Source organism: Mycobacterium sp. 852002-51057_SCH5723018, from assembly GCF_001667035.1.
In the GTDB taxonomy this organism is placed as follows: Bacteria; Actinomycetota; Actinomycetes; order Mycobacteriales; family Mycobacteriaceae; genus Mycobacterium.
In genome coordinates, this window is sequence record NZ_LZIR01000025.1 from 105,599 (window position 1) to 129,429 (window position 23,831).

Genomic DNA, 23,831 nt, shown 5'->3' on the forward strand with positions numbered 1-23,831 from the left:
CAGCAGTGCGACCCCAAACGATTTGTATCAGTTATATCGCGGATGGTTCCGGGTGAATTGTCGCGATTCGGCGCGGATGGGTGTTAAGTAAAGACGGGTTCGGCCGTGTGTGAGGTGCGCGATGAGTGACGGCGCGGTGCTGCCTCGCGGTGTGCCGGCTCGCGGCGAAACCGTGTCTGAGACCCCACGCGCACGGGTGACGCGGAATTTCGAACCTGCCGGCACGGTCATCCGCAAAAAAATCCTGGGGGCAGACGCGGAACGCCGCGTTCACCACGAGGTCGCTGTGCTGGGGCGGCTGCGTGGGGTGACCGGTGTCGCGCAGCTGCTGGATGAGGCGCGCCATCCAGGGTCGATCACGATTGCCGACGCCGGCCACACGAGCTTGGCGCAGGCCGTGAAGCCCCTCGCGATCGACGACCTGATCGGCCTGGCCGCGGCGCTGGCGAAAGCGGTGGCGGGCATGCACGACCGCGGTGTGCTGCACCGTGACATCTGCCCGGCCAACATTGTGATCGACTCCCACGGGGCACCGTGCCTGGTGAGTTTCCGCTCGGCCATGGCGTTGGCTGAGGTGCGACCGGAGTTCACCCACCACACCAACATTGTCGGCACGCTGGCGTATTTGGCGCCCGAGCAGACCGGACGGACGGGCCGGCCGGTGGATCAGCGCGCCGACTTGTATGCGTTGGGTGCCACGCTGTACGAGTTGGCCACCGGTGAACCGCCGTTCGGCCGGGACGATCCGTTGCGCCTGACGCATGACCATCTGGCGCGGGTCCCCGCGGCGCCGAGCGACCTCAATCCCGCCGTGCCACAGCAGCTTTCGTCAATCATCTTGCACCTGTTGGAGAAGGAGCCCGACGACCGCTATCAGTCGGCTGAGGGCTTGCTCTATGACTTGCAGCAGTTGCGCGCACCCAGCGTCTCGGGAACCGATGCACCGCAGGTCGGCGAGCGGGATTTCCCGCGGCGGCTGCTGCCGCCGTCGCGGCTGGTCGGGCGCGATGACGAGGTCGCGGCGCTGACTGCGGCGTTCGATGACGCGCTGCGGGGTGGGTGCAGCGGTGTGCTGGTCAGTGGGCCCCCGGGAGTGGGCAAGACCGCGTTAGTGGATCAGCTGCGCGCAGTGGTGACCGGCAACGACGGCTGGTTCGTGGTCGGCAAGTTCGACCAGTATCGACGAGACCTGGAGTTCGACGGCATTTCCCAGGCATTTCGCGCGCTGGGTCGGCTGCTGCTGGCCGAGCCCGAAGACGAGCTGGCCCAGATCCGGGAACGGATGCTCGCAGCGCTCGGTCCGAACGCGGGTATGGCCGCCGCTGCGGTGCCGGAAATGGCGGCGCTGCTGGGCGTGGCGCCGGAAGCCGGCGATCCACTGACGGCCCAACTCCGGGCCCAGCGCAGCGCCGTGGACACGCTGCGGGCGGTCGCCTCACCGAAACGGCCGCTGGTGGTGTTCGTCGACGACCTGCAGTGGGCCGGAGCCACCCCCGTTGCGGTCATCAACCAGGTGTTTGGTGAGCAGGTGGAGGGCCTGCTACTGGTAGCCGCCTACCGCGACGAGTTAGACGCGGCCCATCCGTTGGCCGTGTCGCTGTCGCGGTGGCGACAACAGCAGCGCGTGACCCACGTCGATCTGCCGAACTTGGCCGGGTCGAGCCTGGCAGCGTTGGTCGCGGAAATCCTGCGTGCCGACCGCGCCGCCGTCGGCACGCTCGCCGAGCTCATCGAGCCACATACGCGCGGCAATCCTTACGAGACGGTGGAATTGCTCTGCAAGTTACGTCACCAAGGCATGCTGAGCCCGACCTCGACCGGGTGGCGCTGGGACGAGCCGGTCGTGCGTTCTTTTCTGGCCCGCTCCGGGGTGGCCGAACTCCCGATGGCCCGGTTGGCGGCTCTGCCCACGTCGTCGCGGGACATCGTTGAGGTGATGGCCTGTCTGGGCGGCCGAGCCGAGGTGAGTGTGCTGGCGGCCGCGACCGCTCAATCGGTCGACGTGGTGGAAGAACGCCTGGCACCGGCCCTCGCGGAGAGTGTTTTGGTGGCCGACAGCGGTGCCCATGACATGGTGCGGTTCCGTCACGACCGTATCCGGGAAACCATCCTGGCCGACGTTGACGACACTCGGCGGCGCAGGACGCACCTGGCACTGGCGCGGCGGTTGGCGGCCACACCGGAGCTGTTCGCCGTCGCCGCTGAGCAATACCTGCCGGTACTGGACGCAGTCAGCGAGGCAGCGGAGCGGTCTCAGGTGGTGGCGCTGCTGCGCCGCGCCGCTGAACAGGCCGCGGTGGTGGCGGGGTACAGCCAGGTTCACACACTGCTCGCTGGGGCGCTGCGGGTGGCCGATGCTAGCGATACCGCCACACTGATGGGGTTGCACACCGGCCGCCACGCCGCACTTTTCTGCCTGGGGCGGCTGGACGAGGCCGACGAGGACTACCGCACCCTGGAGCGGCTGTGCACCGCCTCGCTGCAGCGGCTGGACGCCACCTGCGTGCAGGTGCTCAGCCTGACGAACAGGAAGCTGTTCGCTGAGGCGATCGAGCTCGGCCTGAACGCGCTACGTGAATTGGGCATCGAAGTACCCGCTGTGGACCAGCATCTCCCCGCGGTGCTCGATCGCCAGTTCGATTCTCTGTACCGGTGGCTGAATAACAGTGATGTGGCCGATGACGTGGGCCGGCCAGATATCACCGACCCGAAACTGCTCGCCGTGGCGCGTCTGCTCAACGCGGTTTTTCCGACAATGTTCTTGGTCGGCGACGCCTTACAGGGGTGGGTCAGCCTGGAAGCGATACGGATATGGGTCGAGCACGGAACCGCACGCAGCGCGCTGGGGCCGGCCAGCTACAGCGCCTTCGTGACGATCGCGCTGCGGGACGACTATTCCGCGGCCTACCGGACCTTGCGGCGGTTCGTCACAGTGGGGGAAGCCCGCGGCTATGAGCCCGAAACGTCTCAAGTGCGGTATCTCTTTTCACACCTCAGCTGCTGGTTTGAGCCGATCGAATTTGGTGTTCAACAAGGAGAGTGGGCCCGACAGGGGCTGGTCGCAGGTGGTGACCTGGCCACGGCCGGCTACGCCTTTCACACCACCGGCGGCCAATTGGATTGCGTGCCCACCCTCAAGACCTACGTCGCCGAAGCGGAGGCGGCGCTGGCCTTCGTGCAGCGTGTCGGCAGCGAACACACCGGGCAGTGGCTAGCGGCGTACCGACGCTTGGCCGGTGAGCTGCTCGGCGAGGGCTCCGCTCGGGCCGGCCCTGCGGGACCGGGACCCTTGGACGTGACGGCCGACAGCCCCGTGGCGGTTTTCTTCAGCCACCTCAGCCGCGCCATTGCCGCCGCCATCTTCGACGACGCGGTCGAATCGACGCAGCAAACCGCCGCGGCGATGCAATTGCTGCCTGCTGTGGTGGGTCTCTATGCGTCCGCGGTGGCTCGGCTGCTGCGGGGGCTCGCGCTGGCACAAGCCGCCAGAAGCGGTAGCGGTGAGGAGCAGGCCGCTCAGTTGTCTGAGTTGGAGGGCCTGACCCGGTGGCTGGCCGCGCGCGCCGCCGACGCACCGATGAATTTCCTGCATCTGCTGCGGCTACTAGAAGCCGAGCGAGCGTGGGCGGTAGGTGACTTTCGTGCCGCCGCGCTTGCCTTCGATGCGGCACGCAGCCAAGCGGCCGCGCGGCAGCGTCCATGGCATCAGGCCCTTATCGCCGAACGAGCCGCCCGCTTCTACTTGGCGCACGGCCTTCAGCAGGCGGGTTTCGAACTTCTGGCCCAGGCCCGCCAGGCGTATCTGTCGTGGGGTGCGACCGCTAAGGCCGATCACCTGGACTGGGCCTATCCGGCGCTGCGGCCAGAGGTCGATGTAGCTGGCGGAGACGACGCCCAGTCTGGCGCTTTCCGTCGGCAGGACCCCGGGGTTACCACGGGAACAATCGACTTGCTTGGGATCCTGTCCGCATCGCGGGCGCTGAGCTCCGAAACGAGCATCGAGCGGCTGCACGCCCGGGTCGTCGAGGTCCTCCAGGCGATGACTGGCGCCACCGGCGTACGGCTGCTGATTTGGAGCGACCACCACCAAGACTGGCTCCTGCCGACCGCAGCGGGCACAACCACCCTCCTCAGCGGCACCGGTCACCAGGACGCCGTGCCAATGTCGGCGCTTCGCTTCGTCCAGCGGGCACCTGAACCACTGGTGGTCACGGACGCCACCACCGATGACCGCTTTGCGCGCGACTCCTACTTCGCCGACGTCGATCGCTGCTCACTGCTGGTACTGCCAATCCTCGGCCGCGGCCGGCTGCGGGCGGTGTTGCTACTCGAAAATCGCTTGATCCGCGGGGCATTCACCGCTGAGCGTCTCGACGCGGTCAAGCTGATCGCCGGCCAGCTAGCGGTCTCGCTCGACAACGCCCAGCTGTACATGGAACTTGCCGCGTCGCGGGCGCGGATCGTCGCCGCCGCCGACCAGGCCCGCCGCCGCATCGAACGCGACCTGCACGACGGCGCCCAACAGCAGCTCGTCTCGCTGGCGATGCAGTTGCGCATGATGCATGAGGAGGCAGCCCTGGAGGCCGATGACCTCCGCATACAACTCGACCGCGCTGCAACTCAAGCAAACGGCGCACTGGATCTGCTGCGAGATCTGTCGCGCGGGATTCACCCGGCCGTCCTGACGAAAGGCGGCCTGCGCCCGGCCTTGCACGCACTAATCCGGCGCTCGCCGATCCCCGTTCAGCTCGAGCTGGATGTCAACAATCGGCTGCCCGATCCGATCGAGACCAGCGCGTACTACATCGTCGCCGAGGCATTGACCAACGCGGCCAAGCACTCGCGCGCCTCGGCCGTCACGCTCACCGTCGACGAACAGCCCGCCGGATTCCTGCGCCTGGAGGTCTGCGACGACGGCATCGGAGGCGCCGACTTCACCCGCGGCACCGGCCTGGTCGGCCTCAAGGACCGTGCAGAGGCACTCGGCGGCCACATCAACTTGCGAAGCGCTCACGGAGACGGAACGACCCTGCATGTCGAGCTCCCGCTCACCCGGGCTAGCGCCTAGCCAGCCTCCCGGGCCCTACCTGCTAGCCGGTATTCGGTGTTGAAGCCAGCTGCGATGTGATGTGGTGCACGCACGCGAAGACTTTATTGATGGACCCGGCTGGCCGATGCACCGAGATCAATGGTCGGCAGTCCGCCTCGCGGCAATGTGAAGCGGCTGACGTGTTTTTACCGTCGGCGCAGCACCGCACTGCTTGTGCAAGTTTCCGAGGCCGTTGGATCGATCGCTAAGCCAGACGCGCAGTGACAGACCTTCAACTCCCGGAAGCCGCTGGAACCGGTACGGATCGAGGTCAATATGCGAAATCACCGTACGATTGGCCGATCAGTCGTCGAAGGCAGACTCGGTATCACCCGCCGCACGGATACCAACCACCGCTGACGACGCCCACCGGCCGGCCGCTTTGGCTCGGAATAGTGGTCGCCGCGGTGTTGATTGTGACCGAGAGCCTCCTCGTGCAGCTGCTCGGCTCCGTCTCGCCGAACAACATCTTCGGAATGGTGTATCTCCTTGGTGTCCTTGTCATCTCAGCTGGCTGGGATATAGGGCTAGCGGTAATCACAACCTTCGTCAGCGCCGTGGTGTATCTGGAAATCCACCTCGACGTCGACGGTGGCTGGCTGCCGGAAAGACCCGTAGAGCTGCTCCCGCTTGCCTTATTCGTGCCCATCGGCTTACTGGCCAACGTGCTGGCGGGTCGCGCTCGACTGCGCGCGCTGGCAGCGAGGCACGCGGCTGATCAGGTCAGCGAGTTGGCGGAACGGCAGGCCGCCCTGCGCCGGGTGGCGACGCTGGTTGCCCGCGGTGTTTCCCCGTCTGCGGTCTTCACCGCGGTTGCCGACGAGGTGGCCTACGCGCTGCGGGTGGAGAACTGCGTGTTGGTGCGCTACCTGGGGAATGACTCGTGCGAGCTGGTCGCGGCCCACGATGAGGCTCGATTGGCGGAGATTCCAGTCGGCGCACGGTATCCCCTGGATGGCGACAACGTCGCGGCGATGGTGTTACGCAGAGGCACGACGGCGAGGATGGACAGCCACGAGCATGCCACCGGGCCGATTGCCGCAGCGGTGCACGATATCGGCGGTCGTTCGGCGGTGGGCGCGCCCATACACGTTGACGGTCGACTGTGGGGAGCGGCGGTCATCGCCTCCTCTGTGCTTGAACCCCAGGACCCCCATACCGAAGCACGGCTGGCGGATTTCGCCGAGCTCGTCGCGACCGCTGTCGCCAATGCCCAAGCGCGCGACGAGCTGATTGCCTCGCGAGCACGCATCGTTGCCGCCGGCGACGAGGCTAGGCGCCGCATCGAACGTGACCTGCACGACGGCGCCCAGCAACGCCTTGTCACGCTGACGATGCACGTTCGGTCCCTTGAGGCCGACCTGCCCGACGATAGCGATCTGAAGTCCGAAATCGCGGTGGTGGCTGAGGAACTCGCTGCGGCAAGCGAAGAACTGCGGCAGTTCTCCCACGGTATCCATCCGGCGGTCCTGTCCAATGCGGGCCTACGCCCCGCGCTGCGGGCCCTGTGCCGCCGTGCCGCCATGCCCGTCGAGTTGAGCGTCAACATTGATCGACGATTGCCCGAGTCGGTCGAGGTGGCCGCGTATTACGTTGTGGCAGAAGCGTTGACCAACGCCACCAAGCATGCGCGCGCATCGCTGGTCACCGTCATCGTGGACGCCGATGATCTGCGTGTGCGTCTCACGGTGGCAGACGATGGTGTCGGCGGCGCGAATCCCCGTGGATCCGGACTTCTCGGCCTGAAGGACCGCGTGGAAGCGCTCGGCGGCCGAATGGAGCTCACCAGCCGTGACGGCGAGGGCACCGCGCTTACGGCCGAAATCCCGCGCAAAGCAGCATGACCGCCTTTCCGCCATTCGGCGGCAAGGTTATTGACGACCTCGGTCGCTGCCGAGGTTGACTTGCACGGTCCTTGGGTTACCGGAACTGTCGGTGAATACCAGGCTCACCCGGGTGCCGGGCTCCATGGACTGCACCGCGGCGAGAAGGGCGTCTCCGCTTCCGATCCGTTGGTCATTGATCTTGGTTACTTGCGCGCCGGCAGTCAGCCCGGCCGCCTCAGCCGGGCTTCCGCTTTCCACGCCGATGACCTTGGCGCCATACGGATCTGCGCCGCTGCTCACCTGTGCTCCCAGCCAGGCGTGCGATGCGCGGCCGGTGGCGAGGAGTTCAGCCGCGATGCGCTCGGCGTGATCGACGGGAATGGCGAATCCCAGGCCGATCGATCCGTGCTCGGTGCTGTTGGAGTCGTCGGCGCTGGCCACCACCGACTCCGCCGCGTTGACGCCGACGAGCTCGCCGTTTGTGTCAACGAGTGCGCCGCCCGAATTGCCGGGATTGATCGCAGCGTCGGTTTGGATGGCGTAAAACGCGGTTCGGTTGTCGGCGCCGGTTGTGGGACATACCAGACGATTGAGGGCGCTGATGATTCCGACGGTGACGGTGCCCCGCAGACCCAGCGGAGATCCCACCGCCGCCACTGGCTGACCGACGCGAAGGTTGGCCGAGGAGCCGATGGGCACTGGCGTTAGGCCCGAAACGTTCTGAGCCCGGACAATCGCGACATCGCTCTGCGGGTCGGCGGCGATCACATCCGCTGGGGCAGAGCGGCCGTCGTTGAAGGTCGCTTCGACCCGCGCCGGCGCGTGCCCCCCGGCACCCATCCCCGCCACGACATGGTTGTTGGTCATGATCACCCCGTCGGGCGTGAGGATGATTCCCGACGCCGAGAGCGAGCGCTTGCCGTCGCTGATTTCCAGCGTCACGACGCTGGGTAGCACTTTTGCTGCCACCTGCTCAACCCAGGAGGTGCCGCTGTAGGCCGGGGGAAGCGTGCGGGCGGACTCAGACATAAAAAGTGATCGATCGACGGCAGCGTAGTGAGAAACGAGAACGACGACAACACCGATGACTCCGGCGATCGCGGCCGCACCCAAATTGCACAACATGAACGATGCAGCGCCAGCCGTTGACAGCCGCTGCGCGGTCACCGGGATCGCCCGGTGAGATGAGCGCGGACCGGCGGAATGCCGATCATCTTGCTGGTTGTAGGGAGTCGCCGTTACGCCGCAGCGGGGGCCATCTGACATGTACTTCTCTCGCTTACTTCGTCGGCTGTCGTCGGGAATCCGCCTCAGCTACGTGCTATCAAGAGCGGCTTACGCTTAGAATCGTCCGGTCGCATACGGAAGTCATTGGCGGCAACGCGAGTTCACATACCGGGCTAGCAGGAATTCCGCTCAGCCTTAATGACGAAGTGTCAGAAATGAGCTGGGCCGCGGGCGCGTTTCGGCGCTCGAAGGTCCCGCGCCCAGCAAGGTGATTGGCTTAAGATCGGCGCCGTTGTCCGGCTAGCCCCAGCACGTCGCGGATCGCGCTGCCCGACAGGGCGGACTTGGGAATGAAGGCCAAAGCGGGACTGGCGGCGACCAATTCGGCGAAGTCCTCCTCGGCGTGCGTGGAGATCAAGATCGTCGGCACCGCGGCGTCCGATCCTCCGTTTCGGTGCAGCTTTTCCACCACGTCGAAACCGCTCTCCTCGCCGAGGTCGATATCGACGAGCGTCACGTCGGGCCGCAATTCCTTCACACACTGCAGCCCCTCTGCGGACGAGGTGGCCACCGCCACCACGCTGATGCCCTGATGCTCGAGCAACCGTGCCGCGGCATCGAGGAAGTCGCGGTTGTCATCGAGTATCACGCAGCGCGTGCGGTTAGGAGGGCTCACTAGTTCAGTTTGGAGTAGGAGTGGATCGATCGCATGGAAGCTAGCAGGAATCTGCGGCGAGTCGGGAAGAATTGCCGCAACGCGCGGCGTGGCGCCGGGCCGGGCCGGGCCGCCTACTCCCGCTAGCCGGGAGGCGCGGACTGCAGCAGACCGGAACCCTCGACGGTTGCCAGCGGTGCAGACGTGGGACGGTCCGGCACGCAACGGTAAAGGCATGGAACCGGACAGGCGCCGTCAGCGCGAAACGTCGAGAGGTGCATTATGACCCTGCCAGTGGAATCGCCCGCCCGCCTGGACTCCACGGCTGGGTTCGAACGTCAGGTCGCCCCTGCGTTGGGGGACTTATACCGACAGGCACGGCGGCTGACCGATCAGCACGCCGACGCGGAAGATCTGGTACAAGAGACGCTGGCAAAAGCCTTCGCCGGCTTTGACTCCTTCCGACCCGACAGCAACATCCACGCGTGGCTCTACCGGATCCTGCTCAACACCCACATCAGCCACTGCCGCAAAACGAAGCGGCGCCCGACGCATGATTTGGCGCAGCACATCACCGATGTGCAACTCATGAAGAATGCTGCCCATTCGGCGTGGGGTCTGCCCTCAGCGGAGGAACAGGCGCTGAAAGGCTTTGGCGACCAAGACGTCAGGGCCGCGATGCGCGCCTTGCCCGAGCAGTTCCGCACCACGGTGTACTACGCGGACATCGAGGGGCTGCGATGCAAGGAGATCGCCGCAGTGATGAACGCGCCGATCGGAACCGTGGTCTCGCGCCTCCATCGCGGGCGGCGCCGACTGCGCCTGCTCCTCGCCGAGGCGCGCCGTTGCGCGGGCTATGCCGCCTCGCAGGACCTCGCGCGGACGGCCTGAGGCCAAACCCGGATACACGCTCGTGTCGATTGTCAAACCGCCGTCGCCGGGTCGTTATAGGTCGCCTGGCGTGCGTCGGGGACGAGGGCGAATGCCCAATTCAGGGTGACGAACGGTTCATCCAGGGTCGTTCCGTCCGGGGCGAGACCTGGTTCGTGGCGCACGAAGTCTGCTTTCAGCGAGTTTTGGACGGCGAACACCACGTCGCAGTCGATGTAGGGGTCGTCGCGCAGGAACACTTGGGTGATCAGCGGTTGATAGCCGTTGGCGTGCATCCAGAAGTGGACATGCTGCGGACGCATTATGGATCTGCCTGCCGCACGCAGGATTTCGCCGCCCGGACCGTCGGTGGGCGCCGGGTAGTAACGCGGCGTGACCGATCGATACCAGAATCGGCCGTTTTCGTCGGTGGTCAGCAGCGCACGCATGGCTAGTTGGTCGTGCAGCTTTTCGGTCAGCTGAACGTCGTAAAAACCCTCGCCGTCGCTGTGCCAGGTGTCCACATGTGCTCCGGTGATGGGGAGGCCCTGCTCATCGACGACCCTGCCGCTGACGAACAACGGCGTGCCGACGACCCCGCCGGAGATGTCGGCCCCGTTTTCGGCCCTCGGACGGCCCTCGACAAAAAATGGACCAAGCAGGGCCGAGTCGGTGGCCGATGGGCCGCCGTGGTCGTTGATCTTGTCCAGCAGCATGCTCAAGCCCAGTATGTCGGACAGCAGCACAAACTCCTCGCGAGTCGGGCTGCAGATCTTGCCCACCCGCTCAAGGAAATCCATAGCGGTGGCCCATTCCTCACCGGTCAGCCGCACTTCTCGGGCAAAATCATGCAGATGCTGCACCAAGCAGACCAATAGCTGCCTGAACCGCTCGTTGGCTGACGCGTCGAAACTCCGTTGCACGGCCTCGGTGATCGTGTCCTCTGTCAAATCGATCGACATCGCAAACTCCCTTCACATTTATCGGGCTTTCGGGTGATCCTTCAAATCACGAAATCCCTTGCGCTGCAAGCCCGCGTACAGCGTCCTGCGCCGCGCATTTGTGGGGCGCCTGGCTGGGTGGACAGTACGACGTAACTGCGTCATTACTCAATACTCACCTCGTCACAACCGAAATCGTCAGGGCTAACCCCCAATCGGTATACCTACTAGCTGCAACGAGGGTGACTACTCACTGCTGACGGGCGTGGATGGCAGTAACAGGTCGCTCTGGATATCAACGTGCTTCGTCGTTGTGCTGACGATCAGCTGCAAGTCAGCGAGAGTCGAGAAATGTGATGACCGCGCGGACGCGCCGATGATCGTCGTCCGTCTCGGGCAAGCCGAGTTTGGTCAGGATGCTGCGGACGTGCTTTTCGACGGTGCCCTCGGTTACCCACAGCCGCCGCGCGATGCCGGCATTGGACCGGCCCTCGGCCATCAACTCCAGCACCTCGAGTTCGCGCGGAGACAGTACCGCCAGGGGATCGTCGCGGCGCCGTCCGGACACCAACTCCTGGACCACCGCCGGGTCGACCACAGACGCGCCCTTTGCGATTCGCTGCAGGGTGTCGACGAAATCCGCGACATCGGTGACCCGGCTTTTGAGCAGGTAGCCGATACCGCTGCCGCTGGCCAACAGCTCCATCGCGTGCTCGACGTCGACATAGGCGGACAGCACCAGAATCCCGGTGTCGGGAAGTTCCTGGCGTATCACCCGGGCGGCCTCCAGGCCCTCGGTGGTGTGAGTGGGCGGCATCCGGATATCCACGATCACCACATCGGGGCTGGTATCCCGCACCAGCGCGAGGAGCTCGACGGCGTTGCCCACCTGACCAACGACGTTGAAGCCGGAGCGCTCCAGCAGGCTGGCCAAACCCTCGCGAAGTAGGGTCTCGTCGTCGGCGACCACCGCGCGCAGGGGGGCCGGCTCCGTGCCTGACGAGGCGGTGCTTGTTTCCGTCGTCAACCCCTTGTCCTCCCGGCTTGCTGCTTGAGGAACCCGCTGGTCTGGGTAGCACGGTATCAGCTTTCCGGCTGTCACCCATGCCTGTTAGCTGCCAGCAGCGACGACATTGGGCACGCAAAACGGCATCGTAAGCGCATGGCCGTACAGTGGCAGCTCTCGATCGGCACCCGCGTGGGTGATGTCGTCGTGGGCAAAGACGCCGAACGTGTCTATGTCGCCGCCGACAACTGTGTGACCGTGATAGCCGGCGGCGACATCGCGGCCCGCATACCGGTCGGCCCCGATACCAAGCGTCTGATCCTCAGCGCCGACGACGCGTTCCTTTATGTTGTCGGCTACGACGGTTCCGTACGGGCCATCAGCACCGCCGACCACGCCGTCACAACCATCGCCGGCAGCCCGAGCACCGCGGAAGTCGTCAGCTCTGATGGGCGCCGCCTCTACACCGCCCATCCCGCGGCAAGTCTCGAAAGCACCTACAGCCAGATTTCGGCGACGGCGGCCGACGGGACGTCGCTGGGCACCGTGGCGATAAAGAACTACGCCACCGGGATGGATGTGAGCCCCGATGGCGGTCGGCTGTACGTCGCGACTTCCACGGTCAGCGTCCACACTCAGTTCTTTCCAGGGTGGGTGACGGTGATCGACACAGCGCAACACACCGTCGTCGACAGCATCGCCGTGCCGGTGTCGCCGGACACCGTGACCGTGAGTCCGGATGGCTCCCGCGTCTTGGTGACGCACTACGACACCAACTCGATCTCGGCCATCGACGTCGCACGACGCAGCGTCACCTCGGTAAATCTCCCCGATGCGCCGCTTCGCGCGGTGGTCACGCCCGACCACGCCGGCGTCTATGCCATCAGCATGCAGTCACTTGTCGCCGTCGACTTCCCGACCGAAATCGCGGAGGTCGTCCCTGCCGGGCGGATGCCGCGCCGGATGCAGTTCAGTAGCGACGGCAAGCGAGCATGCGTCACCGATCTCGCGTCTTCGCGCGTAGTGGTGCTCGACACCATCAGCAACTCGGTAATCACGGCCTTCGAGCTGGACGGCCATCCCGAGGCGCTGGCGCTCAGCGGCAACGGCGAGTTGCTGTACGTCGCCGATTACTGGGCGGGCACGCTCACCGCGATTTCGATCGCGTCGGTCCTGCGTGACGCAGAAGCGGCATGAATCCGCCGGGTTGACGGGCTTACTCTCGTCCCAGCTCGGTCAGTGGCAATTCGACCCGCAGGGTGGTACCGGCTCCTTTTGGGCTGTCGACGGTCAGCGTTCCGCCCAGCGCTTCTACCCGGTCGATGAGGCCGATGATGCCCGAGCCGCGGGACGGGTCGGCGCCGCCTACGCCGTCGTCACTCACCGTGAGCAAGAGGCGATCCTCCCGTACCTCGCCGCTGAGCCGCACGACCGAGGAGCGCGCATGTTTGGCCGCGTTCGAAAATGCTTCCGCTACGACGAAATACGCGGCCGCCGCGATGGAGGGTGGAAGGAGCTCATCCACATGGAGGTCGAGCTCTATCGGTAGCTTCGAGCGATGTGAAAGCGACTTCAATGCCGGCACCAAGCCGTGCGACAACGCGCCCGGATGGATGCCATGGCAAAGGTCCCGCAGCTCCCCCAGCGCCTCAGTGAGCGTGACGTCGAGCGCACTAAGCTCCTTGCTGACTTCCGAAGCCTCAGTAGGCGCAGCCTCCTGGAATGCACGGATCCGCAGACACAGCGCGACCAGCCGCTGCTGGATGCCGTCATGCAGGTTGCGTTCGATGCGTCTCCGGGCCCCGTCGGCCGCGGTCACGATGCGAGCGCGCGACGCCATGAGATCGGCGCGGGCCTGGGCGTTGGCGATGGCGGTGCCGATCAGATTGGTGAACTCGGCCATGCGCGCCTCGGTGCCCTCCGGAAGCGGGTGGTCCTGCGGTGACAGCGCAGTGATCGCCCCCCACAGCGTTCCCCCGACCTTGACCGGCGCGCCGACCACCGCGTAGGGGCCCCCGGGCAACTCGGGTGGCGATTGCTCGACAATCCTTGCGGGCTCGCCGGTCTGCCGTACCGGCGCCGCAACGGCGGCGTCGATCGGGATGCGGCAGCCAACCAGCAGGGGATCACCCACGCGCCGCCAAGCGGCACAAACGGTGGCCGTGCCGTCGGCCTCGAAGCGCAGCAGTCGAGTGATCTCGACGTCCAACAACTGCCCGACCTCGCGGCTGACCGCGGAAAACACGTCATGAGACGGATCCCCCTGAGCGACGAGTGTGGCAACACGCCGCAACGCGGCCTGCTCGTCGCGCCCGCGCTCCAGTGACTCGGCCATTGCATTGAAGCTGCGCTCGAGCACACCGATCTCGGCCTTAGCCCTCTCCGGCACACGCGCCGCAAGGTCACCGGCGGCGAGCCGCTCGGCCATGCGCGCGGTCCGGCGCACTGGAGCGACGACACCCCGCGCCAGGTAGGCCGCGATGAGCGTCGTCGTTAGCATCGAGACGCCGAGCCCGCCGGCTCCGAGCAGGGCCGCACGCTGGTAGGCACGGTCCGCATCGGCCTGAGCAGCGATATTCTCGGATAACTCCTCCGCGTTATAGGCGTCTACCTCGTGCCGGAGCCCGTCCATCCGCGGTCGTCCGATCTGCTCGACCATGCTCTTCACCGATGGATCTCCGCGGCGGGCGGCGTCCACCAGAGGCACCGCGTAGTCGTTCAGATAGGAAAGTGCCTCCCGCTGCAACTGTTCGGCGCGTACCGCCTGAACGGCTGGCTCAGCGATCTGGCGCAGCGCCGCCAACTTTGCCGGAAGGGCACGCCTAGCGCCTTCCCACGTTTCGAGGAAGCGCTCGTCACCGGTGATAATGAAACCCCGCTGGCTGGCCTCGATGTCGATCAGTTGATTCCTGACCTCGCGGGCGAGGCTGATTTCCTGCCGACTATGTTCGGCGATAGTTTTGGCCCGGCTGGCGTGCCCCATCGCGAGCAGCAGGAAGATGAACAGCGCCGCGATGACAGCCCCGAGCAGCGATGTCGCGGCCAGCAATCGTCCTGTGATCCCAACTCGCATCCTGGACCTCACCACCACGCGGCTCGCACCGGCAGGGCCGGCATCCCTCGAATGGTTCAGTTCACAATAGTGTGCCGCTTGACAAGCGCTTGGCAAACAGTACCGCGGAAAAAGACCTGCGCTTTGCTGATCACGGGCGCGGTGAAAACAGAGTTACCGAGGTTGAGGGGAGAGTTGTATTACCTGGGGCAGGTGCCGAGGGCACGCGAGCGTACGTCACCGATCGCGCGGTTCCATCGTCGTGCTGCCCAGCAACTCGGTGATCGAAAGCGATGCCGGGGCTGAACGCGATGCCGAAGCACTGTCACTCAGTGGCAACAGCGCGTGGCCGTACGTCGACGGCTACTAAGCCGTCATGCGTCCCTGCAACGCCGCCTGCGGTATCTGCTCATCGGTGCGCTGTCGCCAGCGCTGTGGCTGCATCACGCGGTATGCCCGTCTTCGGTTAGCCGCCGTCAGCCCGTAAGCGACGAATTGGACTGATTGCGTTGCTATCCCGGAATGCGTAGGCGCGAAGCGCCGCTGCATCAGTGCCATGGGAGAGCACGGCACACCGGCCCGCACAGTCGCGGAGTCGGTATCGACAAAGACTGTTGGACTGAATGGCCGAACCGCGGTAATCGTTGTAGCTCGGCACAGTCGACGACGGCCTTGTCGCCGGACGACAACTCCGGAACAAGGATTGGGCGCCCGATGACGAAGCGATACATCGATCGGCGGCGTAACTTCCTCCCCAATCAAGTTGGCGGAAAGGAAAAGCCGAGAATCATGTCGTACATCACGCCCATCCTTGTCTTGCTCATGGTGGTGTCCCCGCTGTTCATCCCGATAGGCGTTCATGTTGTGCACGCCATTCGCGTCTGCTGGGCGCGCCTGCGTGCGCAGGCGCCGACCACCGCCGCACCGGGGCGGGGCGACAGCTTAAACTCGACGTCGAAGTCGATTGAGAAATCTATGTTTTCATGCTTTTCGCCGAAACTCTTCGATCACGCGGGCCTGTTCCACCGCGTCAGTGATGATTTCGACGTGGCCGCCGTTGTGAACGTGTAGCGCTCCATTCGGCAGCAACCGGTGCATGATCTTGGCGTTGGCCAGTGGAATGATCGGATCATCACTACCCGCCACGATCAAAGTGGGCTGCCGGATGAGCGGCAGCATCAAGACGCTGGTCCAGCCCGCCCCGGCTATCAGCTGGTGCAGATATCCGATGCGCGAGCCGGCCATCAATTGGCGGTCGAAGACTTGTTTGATCATCATGGGGTCGCTGCGGGCCGTTCCGCCGTAGATCTCCGGGGCGATCATGGCGGCATAACGGTGATCCAGAAATCGCTTCGGCGTCAACATTTTCGCCAGCACCGACGGTTTGCCGGGAATCATCAAAGAACCGGTACCGGTGGACACCAGGATCAGGCGGCGGCACCGGTGCGGGTTCTGGAACGCGAACTGCTGGGCGAGCCCGCCGCCCCATGACAATCCTAAGATGTCAACTTGGGGCCTGCCGACTCGGCGATCGATGATACCTATCTTCTTCAGTAGCCTGCCCAGCACGGCGGCCAAGTATGGAAATCTGTACGGGAACGGCGAATCCGGTGAGCCGCCAGTGCCCGGTACATCGAACCGCACCACCGTGGTGTCCGGCTGCAGTTGCGCCACAAATGGAGCGAGAACTTCGAGGCTCGCGCCGATTCCGTTGCACAGTACCAATGGGACTCCGGTGCCCCACCGGACATCGACCCGGATTTGTTGACCGAGGACCGGTATCAGATTCTCATCGTTCATGCTTGCGCTCATCGGCGAGCACTATGACATCGGCGATGCCCTCCCGCCGCGTTGACGGCCGCGGACCGGACTTCGCCCGTAGCAGGCGCCGTCTGGCGGCGGCCACCAGGCCGGCGCTCGCGGAGGCTGTCCTGCCGAGCGTTGCAAACCAGTGCTCCCATACGGCTAGCACGAACTCGATGGGCAGCGCGAGGCGGCTGTCAACGTTCATGTACGTAGCTCCCGGGCGCCGGAGCCAGGACTGTGAGCCCAGCACCGCCGAGCTCGGCGGGCGCCGTTTTCTGATCGCCGCCGCGCTCAGTCCACCACGCCGAGAGGTCGTGCCACCAGGAATCGGCGTTTGTTTCCGCCTCCGTCATCCAACGATTGGGGTCGCGTTCGTCGACAGTTCCCGCGCGGTAGGAAGCCTTCGGATTGCCCGGGGGATTGACCAGCGCGGCGATGTGCCCGCTCGACGACAGGACGAACCGCAGCTCTTTGCTTCCGAGCAGCCTTGCGCTGCGATAGCAGGCCTGCCAAGGCGAAATGTGGTCGGCAATCCCCGCGACGACGTACGTATCGGCCGTCACCGTGCCAAGGTCGACTGGGCTGCCGAGCATGCGCACAGCCCCCGGCTCCGTCAAAGCGTTCTGCAGGCCCATCGTCACCATGTCGCGATGCAGCGCCGCCGGCATGCGCGTGGTGTCGGCGTTCCAGAACAGCACGTCGAACGGTGCCGGCGAGCGGCCCTGCAAATAGTTATTGACCCAGTACCGCCATACCAGGTCGGTGGGCCGCAGCCAGGCGAACACCTCGGCGAGCGCTCGGCCGTCGAGGTAGCCCTTGCGCGCCGACAGCGCGACCGCGAGTTTGGCGGTCGTCGCGTCGAGAGCCGCGGCCGCGCCCGCCTGTCCCTGATCGAGCACGGTCACCATCAACGTCAGGCTGGCGATGCGCTCAGCTTCGCCCATCGCGCTCAGATGGGCGGCGGTCATGGCCGCCAGGATCCCGCCCGAGCACGACGCCTGCACGTGAGCGCTCTCCGACCCGGTCACCCTTCGGAGAACCTCCAGCGCGTCGACAATCGCGCCGCCGTATTTATCGCAGCCCCAGGACCGTTGCGCCGCAGCGGGATTGCGCCACGAGATGGCGAACACTTGGTGGCCCTGGCGCACGAAGTACTCCACCATGCTGCGGCCCGGCGCAATGTCGAGGATGTAGAACTTATTGATCACCGGCGGCACCATGAGCAGCGGCACTGTCCACACCTTCTCGGTTTGCGGTGTGTACTGAATGAGTTCGAACACCTCGTTCCGGTACACGACCGCACCCGGTGTGACGGCGAGGTCCTTACCGACCGTGAACGCATCGGGTTCCACCATCGACGGAAGCCGCGGCGGCGCAGCCACATCGCGCAGGAAGCGTCGCGCTCCTCGAAGGACGCTGAGGCCACCGGTGTCGATGATCGCCTTCCACGCCAGCGGACTGACCAACGGATTATTGCTGGGGGCAAGCCCTTCCATAATGAGGTCGAACACGAATCGGATCCGCTCGGCATCGCGCCAATCGAGCGCCGCTTCGGCGAGAAGGTGGTCAGCTAGTTCGACGGCGGCCAAGTACGTTTGCATGGACCGCTTCAGCAGCGGGTTGCCCTGCCATGCCGGATCGCTGAAGCGCTTGTCGGCCTTGACGTGAGCGCGATCGGACGTGCCCGTGGCGATCGAGGCGAGTTCGCGACCGAAGGCCCCTACCCGTTCGGCGACAAGGCCCGGCCGGCGGGCCAATTTCAAGCCGAACCTGCCCCAGGACGTATCGGGCATCATCCGGCTCGCGATCCCAACCGCCGAACCGGTCAGTAATAGATCAGGCGGTGTAGTAATCTCAGCCGGACGCTCGACTTCTGGGCTTGACATCGACAAGATCTTGGCTCGCTTCGGGTTTGACTTCGTCGGCCTCATTGCCCGGTGCGGCTCACCTTAGGGGTGGTTTTTCACAACGCCATCGTCCGCGCGGAACGAGTACCGGTGGGTAGGTTGTCGCGCGGCGACAACACCGAGGGCACTAATTCGGTCGCTGCTGGGTGACCGCGCTGCCATACCAGTGGCACAACAACAAGGCCAGTTCCACGTCGAGCCGGTCGGCGTCGATCGCGCGACCCCGCAGGGCGATGGCCCGCCCGACCCGGTACTTGACCGTGTTGGGATGCAGATTGAGCCGCGCGGCGGCCAGCTTGTAGCTGCCGCTGGTCGACAGGAAGACGTGCAACGTCTCGCGCAGCCGGGCCTCGTTCTCGTCGTCGACCGCCAGCTCGCCGAGCATTTCGGCCACCCACGCGCGGGCATCGTCGATGTCGCCGCCTAAAAGGGCCGCCACCGACACGCCAGGATCGTCCGCGGCGATCACGCTCGGCTGTGGCTGATCGCGCGTGGCTGCTACAGCACGCACCGCCAGGGCCTTGCGGTGCGATCGGCGAAAGCCGGCGACACCTGCTGCCATCGAGCCGATTCCCACGCTGGGCGAGTCCGCATGAGCGACCGCGAATTTCCGGACTTTCTCGATCGCTTCCGGCGCGGCGGCGCGAAACGGCACCCATCCCCAGCCCGATACACCGTCGGCCGCCACGAACAGCGGGATGGCCGAGGCTCCGGCCGCCTGGCCGAGCTCCCGCAGAAAGCGTTGCAGCCGGGCCAGTTCATTGCCGTTACTGCCCGCCTGTGGATACCACAGCAGGACGGCCAGGTGGTGCCAGCGCAGCGGATAGCGAATCGTCGATGACGCGGCGTCGACGTCAACGGGTGTCTTGGCGGCAAGGATCTCCCGGACCCGCACCGCACGGATGCTGTTCTGATTCTCCAGCCAGCGTTCACGTTCCTCTTCGTAGACCTCGACGACGTGTTGCGAGATCAAGTCGATGTAGGAGAACATCGTGGCCGACATATTCTCCAGAACGCCCACCCGAAGCGGTGATTTCATGTCGGCGGCCTGTACCTCAGCAAATACCAGTTCGTTCAGGCGCCGCTGGCCGATCCGGTACGCCCGCACCAACGCATGCACCGGTACGCCGTGTTGCGCGAGCCGCCGCGCGTATTCCAATGCCGCGGTGGGGGCCTCCAGGCGCTGCACATCGATGCCGTAGTGCAGCGAGTGGAGCACGGTGTCGACGTTGCCGCCGATACTGGCCCCCAGCAACTCGATGCTTGCCGTGTCCTCGCGGAGTTCCGGGATCTCTTCCTCGAGGTGACGCTGGATGGTCGCCGTCACCTGGCCAAGCCGTTGTTGGAGTCCGGCAGCGATCTGGCGGACACAGCGGTCAACATCGGTATCGGTGACGCCCGTCACACCAACGACGGTAGTCCTCGCGCCCCGCTCGGGTGCCGAATGCCGACCACCTTTTGTCTTCCGGGAACAAATCGTCCTCCACATTTGAGCTGGGCGGACGATGCTGGTTCGCCATTGGTGTCCTAGTGTCGCTGCTCACACACGCCTACCATGTCGCAGGACGTCACATGAATTTTTCGGTCTTACCCGACCAGCGCGTCATCCAAGATCCGCTCGCACCCGCAGTCGCCGACGACACGCGCTCCCTGAACAACGCCGAGTTCCTCGACGCCGTGGAGTGCGCCGCCGCGGCGCTGCGCAGCCGTGGCGTGTCGGCCGGCGACGTCGTGGCGATCAAACTGCCCAACACCGTCGAGTTCATCGTCTCGCTGTTTGCCGCGTGGCGGCTGGGAGCGGCGGTCACTCCGATCAATCCGTCCTTATCGGTGCCGGAGGTGCGATATCAGCTTGCCGACGCCGGCGCGAAGCTCCTGATTGCCGACGAGTTGTATGTATGCGACCCTGCCCCGCGGGGCACGCGTCAGGGTGCCGATGGCTCGCTGGCGTTGCTGATCTATACCAGCGGAACCACCGGCCGCCCGAAGGGGGTGATGCTCGACCACGCGAACCTAAGCGCCATGTGCCACAGCATTATTGAGGCGTTCGGTCTGACTAGCGACGATCACAGCCTGCTGATACTGCCGCTGTTTCACGTCAACGGGATCGTTGTCGGGACGCTGTCACCGCTGCTGGCCGGGGCCCGGGCGACCGTGGCCGGACGCTTCGACCCAAGGACATTCTTTTCCAGAGCAGAGCAGACCCGCGCTACCTATTTCTCGGCCGTGCCAACCATTTACACCATGCTGTGTGGCCTGCCCAGCGACATCGAGCCCGACGTGTCCTCGGTGCGGTTTGCCGCCTGCGGCGCGGCACCGGCCAGCGTGGAGTTGTTGGAACGGTTCGAATCGCGCTACGGCATCCCGATCATCGAGGGCTACGGGCTGTCGGAGGGCACCTGCGCCAGTACGGCCAACCCCCTGAACGGCACCCGCAAACCCGGAACCGTGGGACTTCCGTTGCCCGGGCAGATGATTGGGATCGTTGACCCGGCCCACCGACAGGTCCCCGACGGTGAGACCGGTGAGATCGTCATCAAGGGTGCCAACGTGATGCTCGGCTACCTGAACCGGCCGGAGGAGACCGCGAAGACCGTCGTCGACGGTTGGCTGCAGACCGGCGACATCGGTCGCTTCGACGAAGACGGCTATCTGGTCCTGGTAGATCGCGCCAAGGACATGATCATCCGTGGCGGCGAGAACATCTACCCGCGCGAAATCGAAGCCGTCGTCCACCACTTGCCGCAGATAGCCGAGGCGGCCGTCGTCGGGCGTCACAATCCCACCTACGGCGAGGAGCCGGTGCTGTTCTGCTCTACGCAGCCAGGCGCGAACGTCACCGCCGAGACGATCCGCGACCACATCGCCAGTCAGCTCGCGAAATACAAACGGCCCGTCGATATCACGATTCTCGATGACCTGCCGAAGAACGCCGTCGGCAAAATCGACAAACCCGCTCTGCGTCGGCTGGTGGCCGACTCGCTCGTCACCACATCAAAAATTGGGAGCCAATCATGAGTTTCACCAAGCCGGAGTTCCCCCCAGTCGATCCGGACGCTTTTATGGGCATGCCGTTCATGGAACGGATGCGGTTCATGACGCAGCACTGGGCGGAGAACGGATTCGGCTCACCCCGCGTGGTGCATGCCATCTATATCGCAAAGCTGGTGTTCTTCTACGCCCTTGGCGGCGTCGCCATCGCGACGGTGACCTCCGGACTGCCGGCGTTATGGCATCTCGCCCAATGGTGGAATCAGCCCATCGTCTACCAGAAGGTCATCCTGTGGACGGTGCTTCTCGAGGCCATCGGCGTCGCCGGATCGTGGGGGCCGCTGGCCGGCAAGATCAAGCCGATGACCGGTGGCATCCTGTTCTGGGCCCGTCCCGGCACGATTCGGCTGCGGCCGTGGAAATGGGTACCGCTCACCAACGGTGACCGCCGCACGTGGCTCGACGTGATCCTCTACGTCGCATTGCTTGCCGGCGTCGCTGTTGCGCTATTGTCACCCGGAGTGGGTAGCGAATCGCTGTCGGAAGCCTTGCCGCACAACACCTCCGGGATCGTGGATCCGGCACTGCTCGTCGCGCCGATGGTCCTGCTGCTGCTGAACGGTCTGCGCGACAAGACCGTGTTCCTCGCAGCGCGCGGCGAGCAGTACCTGCCGGCGTTGTTCTTCTTCACGGTGCTGCCGTTCTCGAATTTCCCGGACATGATCATCGCGCTGAAGCTGTTGATCATCACGGTGTGGGTCGGTGCCGGCGTGTCTAAGTTCGGCAAGCACTTCGCGAACGTCATTCCACCCATGGTCAGCAACAGCCCGTGGGTGCCGTTCAAGTGGATCAAGCGGGCGCATTACCGTGATTTTCCACGCGATCTGCGGCCGTCAACGGTCGCCGAGTTCATGGCCCATGCGGCCGGCACCACCGTGGAGATCCTCGCCCCACTGGTGCTGTTGTTCTCGACGAACAGGTGGCTAACGGTAGCGGCGGTGGTGGTGATGGTGGGGTTCCACCTGTTCATCATCTCGGCGTTCCCACTGGCGGTTCCGTTGGAATGGAACGTGCTGTTCGCCTACGCGGCGATCTTCTTGTTCCTCGGCTTCCCGGCCTGGCAGGGATACGCCATGTCGGACATGTCGGCACCGTGGCTGACGGCGGCCATCGTGTCCGCGCTGATGTTCTTTCCGATCCTGGGTAATTTCCGGCCGGACAAGGTGTCGTTCCTGCCCTCGATGCGCCAGTACGCCGGCAACTGGGCGTCGGCCGTGTGGGCATTCGCCCCGGGCACAGAATCGAAACTGAACAAGGTCACCCGCACCGCCAAGAACCAAATCGACCAGTTCATCGCGGTCGGATACGAACGGCAATGGGCGGACCTCACGATGCAACGCGTGATCGCCTGGCGCGCCATGCACAGCCAGGGCCGAGGACTGTTCTCTGTGTTGCTGAAGACCCTGCCCGACATTGACAGCCGCGCGGTGCGGGAAGGTGAATTCGTGTGCAACTCGTTGATCGGCTTCAACTTCGGCGACGGGCACCTGCACAATGAGGACCTCGTCGCCGCGGTGCAGCGGCAGTGCGGGTTTGAGCCGGGTGAGCTCGTCGTCGTTTGGGTGGAGTCGCAGGCGTGGCGTAGCAAGGTGCAGCACTACAAGGTCATCGACGCCGCGCTCGGCGTACTCGAGGTCGGCCGCTGGAAGGTGGCCGACGCCGTCACGGAGCAGCCGTGGCTGCCTAACGGCCCGATTCCGACCGACGTCAAGTGGTCGTTGGCCGGCGCGCGGAGGCTGAAACCGGCCCAACCCGCAGTGGCATGAGCACCGCGATCGTCGTCGGGGCCGGGCCCAACGGCCTGGGGGCCGCGGTCACCCTCGCCAAGGCCGGATTGCAGGTGACGGTGCTGGAAGCCGCCGACGAGATCGGCGGTGGCACCCGAACCAGCGAGGCGGTTTCCCCCGGCCTGCTGCACGACCACTGTTCGGCGATCCATCCGATGGCCATCGGGTCACCGTTTTTGACCGGACTCGGCTTAGAGCGGCACGGCCTGACATGGCGCCTGCCGGAGATCGACTGCGTGCATCCGCTTGACGACGGGCTGGCTGGGGTGCTTTACCGTTCGGTGGACGCCACCGCCGACGGGCTGGGCGCTGACGGGCCACCCGTGCCGATGCCCTGCGGTGAGAATGCCCAACCCGATCGCCGACGTCATCGGATAGTGCAGCGGCCGAAAGGCGTGCGCCGCAACGCCTCCGAACAAAGCCCGCGCCTGCCTGGTGCGGAACCACCCGGCAAGTGTGGACGCGGGCAGCAGGGTTGGGGGGGCGGCCCTCCCCCCCCCTCCCCCCGCGGGGGGGCCCCCCCCCCCCCGGCTCCGTGGGCCCCCCCCCGCCGCGCCCCCCCCCCCCCCCGCACCGCCCGCGCCGCCGCCTAACCCCTGGCGGCCGGGTCTGCC

Annotated in this window: 16 protein-coding genes and 1 pseudogene; 8 read left to right on the plus strand and 9 right to left on the minus strand. The window is 65.3% G+C overall.

Annotation, left to right across the window (positions count from 1 at the left end):
• Window positions 1–121 precede the first annotated feature (121 nt).
• The gene (locus tag A5764_RS07045) at window positions 122–5,068 is read left to right on the plus strand and encodes an AAA family ATPase (protein ID WP_067110594.1); all 4,947 of its coding nucleotides are present in this window, start codon (window positions 122–124) and stop codon (window positions 5,066–5,068) included.
• Window positions 5,069–5,484: 416 nt separating this feature from the next.
• A complete protein-coding gene (locus tag A5764_RS07050) occupies window positions 5,485–6,933 on the plus strand; it encodes a GAF domain-containing sensor histidine kinase (RefSeq protein WP_231989636.1) in 1,449 nt (482 codons plus the stop codon).
• A gap of 27 nt (window positions 6,934–6,960) precedes the next feature.
• Here A5764_RS07050 and A5764_RS07055 read toward each other — a convergent pair whose 3' ends face one another.
• Both A5764_RS07055 and A5764_RS29235 read right to left on the minus strand, forming a co-directional pair.
• On the minus strand, window positions 6,961–7,944 hold the full coding sequence (locus tag A5764_RS07055; RefSeq protein ID WP_197501226.1) for a S1C family serine protease: 984 nt from the start codon (window positions 7,942–7,944) through the stop codon (window positions 6,961–6,963).
• Window positions 7,945–8,419: 475 nt separating this feature from the next.
• Window positions 8,420–8,818, minus strand: coding sequence for a response regulator (locus tag A5764_RS29235; RefSeq protein WP_067110599.1), 399 nt, complete (start codon window positions 8,816–8,818; stop codon window positions 8,420–8,422).
• Window positions 8,819–9,079: 261 nt separating this feature from the next.
• Here A5764_RS29235 and A5764_RS07065 point away from each other — a divergent pair, with 261 nt between their 5' ends.
• A complete protein-coding gene (locus A5764_RS07065) occupies window positions 9,080–9,688 on the plus strand; it encodes a sigma-70 family RNA polymerase sigma factor (protein ID WP_067110602.1) in 609 nt (202 codons plus the stop codon).
• Between the two features lie 32 nt (window positions 9,689–9,720).
• Here the strand turns inward: A5764_RS07065 and A5764_RS07070 are convergent, their stop codons facing one another.
• Window positions 9,721–10,629 carry a dioxygenase gene (locus A5764_RS07070; protein WP_067110605.1) on the minus strand — a complete coding sequence of 303 codons (909 nt, stop codon included), beginning with the start codon at window positions 10,627–10,629 and terminating at the stop codon, window positions 9,721–9,723.
• Between the two features lie 313 nt (window positions 10,630–10,942).
• Entirely contained in the window at window positions 10,943–11,587 is a 645-nt protein-coding gene (locus A5764_RS07075; RefSeq protein WP_082951556.1) for a response regulator transcription factor, read from the minus strand.
• Between the two features lie 183 nt (window positions 11,588–11,770).
• On the opposite strand from A5764_RS07075, the gene A5764_RS07080 reads away from it, so the two are divergent.
• Window positions 11,771–12,811 (plus strand): YncE family protein, encoded by a 1,041-nt coding sequence (locus tag A5764_RS07080; protein WP_067110611.1) that lies wholly within the window; start codon window positions 11,771–11,773, stop codon window positions 12,809–12,811.
• Between the two features lie 19 nt (window positions 12,812–12,830).
• On the opposite strand, the gene A5764_RS07085 is transcribed toward A5764_RS07080, so the two are convergent.
• A complete protein-coding gene (locus tag A5764_RS07085; protein ID WP_067110615.1) occupies window positions 12,831–14,663 on the minus strand; it encodes a CHASE3 domain-containing protein in 1,833 nt (610 codons plus the stop codon).
• A gap of 717 nt (window positions 14,664–15,380) precedes the next feature.
• Between A5764_RS07085 and A5764_RS28135 the strand changes: the two genes are divergently transcribed.
• Window positions 15,381–15,737 (plus strand): hypothetical protein, encoded by a 357-nt coding sequence (locus A5764_RS28135; protein ID WP_156664541.1) that lies wholly within the window; start codon window positions 15,381–15,383, stop codon window positions 15,735–15,737.
• Here the strand turns inward: A5764_RS28135 and A5764_RS07090 are convergent.
• The 4 genes from A5764_RS07090 to A5764_RS07100 all read right to left on the minus strand — a co-directional run bounded on the left by A5764_RS07090 (window position 15,648) and on the right by A5764_RS07100 (window position 19,784).
• Window positions 15,648–16,478: an alpha/beta fold hydrolase gene (locus A5764_RS07090; protein ID WP_067110618.1), complete on the minus strand. Its 831-nt coding sequence runs from the start codon at window positions 16,476–16,478 to the stop codon at window positions 15,648–15,650. The genes A5764_RS28135 and A5764_RS07090 overlap by 90 nt on opposite strands.
• Window positions 16,456–16,677: a hypothetical protein gene (locus A5764_RS28770; RefSeq protein ID WP_197501227.1), complete on the minus strand. Its 222-nt coding sequence runs from the start codon at window positions 16,675–16,677 to the stop codon at window positions 16,456–16,458. The genes A5764_RS07090 and A5764_RS28770 overlap by 23 nt, the downstream gene beginning before the upstream one ends.
• Window positions 16,667–18,358, minus strand: coding sequence for an alpha/beta hydrolase (locus tag A5764_RS07095; protein ID WP_067110712.1), 1,692 nt, complete (start codon window positions 18,356–18,358; stop codon window positions 16,667–16,669). The genes A5764_RS28770 and A5764_RS07095 overlap by 11 nt, the downstream gene beginning before the upstream one ends.
• 148 nt (window positions 18,359–18,506) lie before the next feature.
• Window positions 18,507–19,784: a CdaR family transcriptional regulator gene (locus A5764_RS07100; protein WP_067110622.1), complete on the minus strand. Its 1,278-nt coding sequence runs from the start codon at window positions 19,782–19,784 to the stop codon at window positions 18,507–18,509.
• Between the two features lie 167 nt (window positions 19,785–19,951).
• Here A5764_RS07100 and A5764_RS07105 point away from each other — a divergent pair, with 167 nt between their 5' ends.
• The 3 genes and pseudogenes from A5764_RS07105 to A5764_RS27260 form a co-directional block, all read left to right on the plus strand.
• Complete coding sequence (locus A5764_RS07105; protein WP_067110626.1) at window positions 19,952–21,397, plus strand: class I adenylate-forming enzyme family protein; 1,446 nt, start codon at window positions 19,952–19,954, stop codon at window positions 21,395–21,397.
• A complete protein-coding gene (locus A5764_RS07110; RefSeq protein ID WP_067110630.1) occupies window positions 21,394–23,196 on the plus strand; it encodes a DUF3556 domain-containing protein in 1,803 nt (600 codons plus the stop codon). The genes A5764_RS07105 and A5764_RS07110 overlap by 4 nt, the downstream gene beginning before the upstream one ends.
• A pseudogene (locus A5764_RS27260) lies at window positions 23,193–23,534 on the plus strand (phytoene desaturase family protein); the annotation flags it as partial. The gene A5764_RS07110 and the pseudogene A5764_RS27260, both read left to right, overlap by 4 nt.
• Between the last annotated feature and the right edge of the window lie 297 nt (window positions 23,535–23,831).

Coding starts and splice junctions, on each gene's coding strand:
- A5764_RS07045 (WP_067110594.1), top strand. CDS start 122: ATGAGTGACGGCGCGGTGCTGCCTCGCGGTGTGCCGGCTCGCGGCGAA.
- A5764_RS07055 (WP_197501226.1), bottom strand. CDS start 7,944: ATGTCTGAGTCCGCCCGCACGCTTCCCCCGGCCTACAGCGGCACCTCC.
- A5764_RS07065 (WP_067110602.1), top strand. CDS start 9,080: ATGACCCTGCCAGTGGAATCGCCCGCCCGCCTGGACTCCACGGCTGGG.
- A5764_RS07070 (WP_067110605.1), bottom strand. CDS start 10,629: ATGTCGATCGATTTGACAGAGGACACGATCACCGAGGCCGTGCAACGG.
- A5764_RS07080 (WP_067110611.1), top strand. CDS start 11,771: ATGGCCGTACAGTGGCAGCTCTCGATCGGCACCCGCGTGGGTGATGTC.
- A5764_RS28135 (WP_156664541.1), top strand. CDS start 15,381: ATGACGAAGCGATACATCGATCGGCGGCGTAACTTCCTCCCCAATCAA.
- A5764_RS07090 (WP_067110618.1), bottom strand. CDS start 16,478: ATGAGCGCAAGCATGAACGATGAGAATCTGATACCGGTCCTCGGTCAA.
- A5764_RS28770 (WP_197501227.1), bottom strand. CDS start 16,677: ATGAACGTTGACAGCCGCCTCGCGCTGCCCATCGAGTTCGTGCTAGCC.
- A5764_RS07095 (WP_067110712.1), bottom strand. CDS start 18,358: ATGTCAAGCCCAGAAGTCGAGCGTCCGGCTGAGATTACTACACCGCCT.
- A5764_RS07105 (WP_067110626.1), top strand. CDS start 19,952: ATGAATTTTTCGGTCTTACCCGACCAGCGCGTCATCCAAGATCCGCTC.
- A5764_RS07110 (WP_067110630.1), top strand. CDS start 21,394: ATGAGTTTCACCAAGCCGGAGTTCCCCCCAGTCGATCCGGACGCTTTT.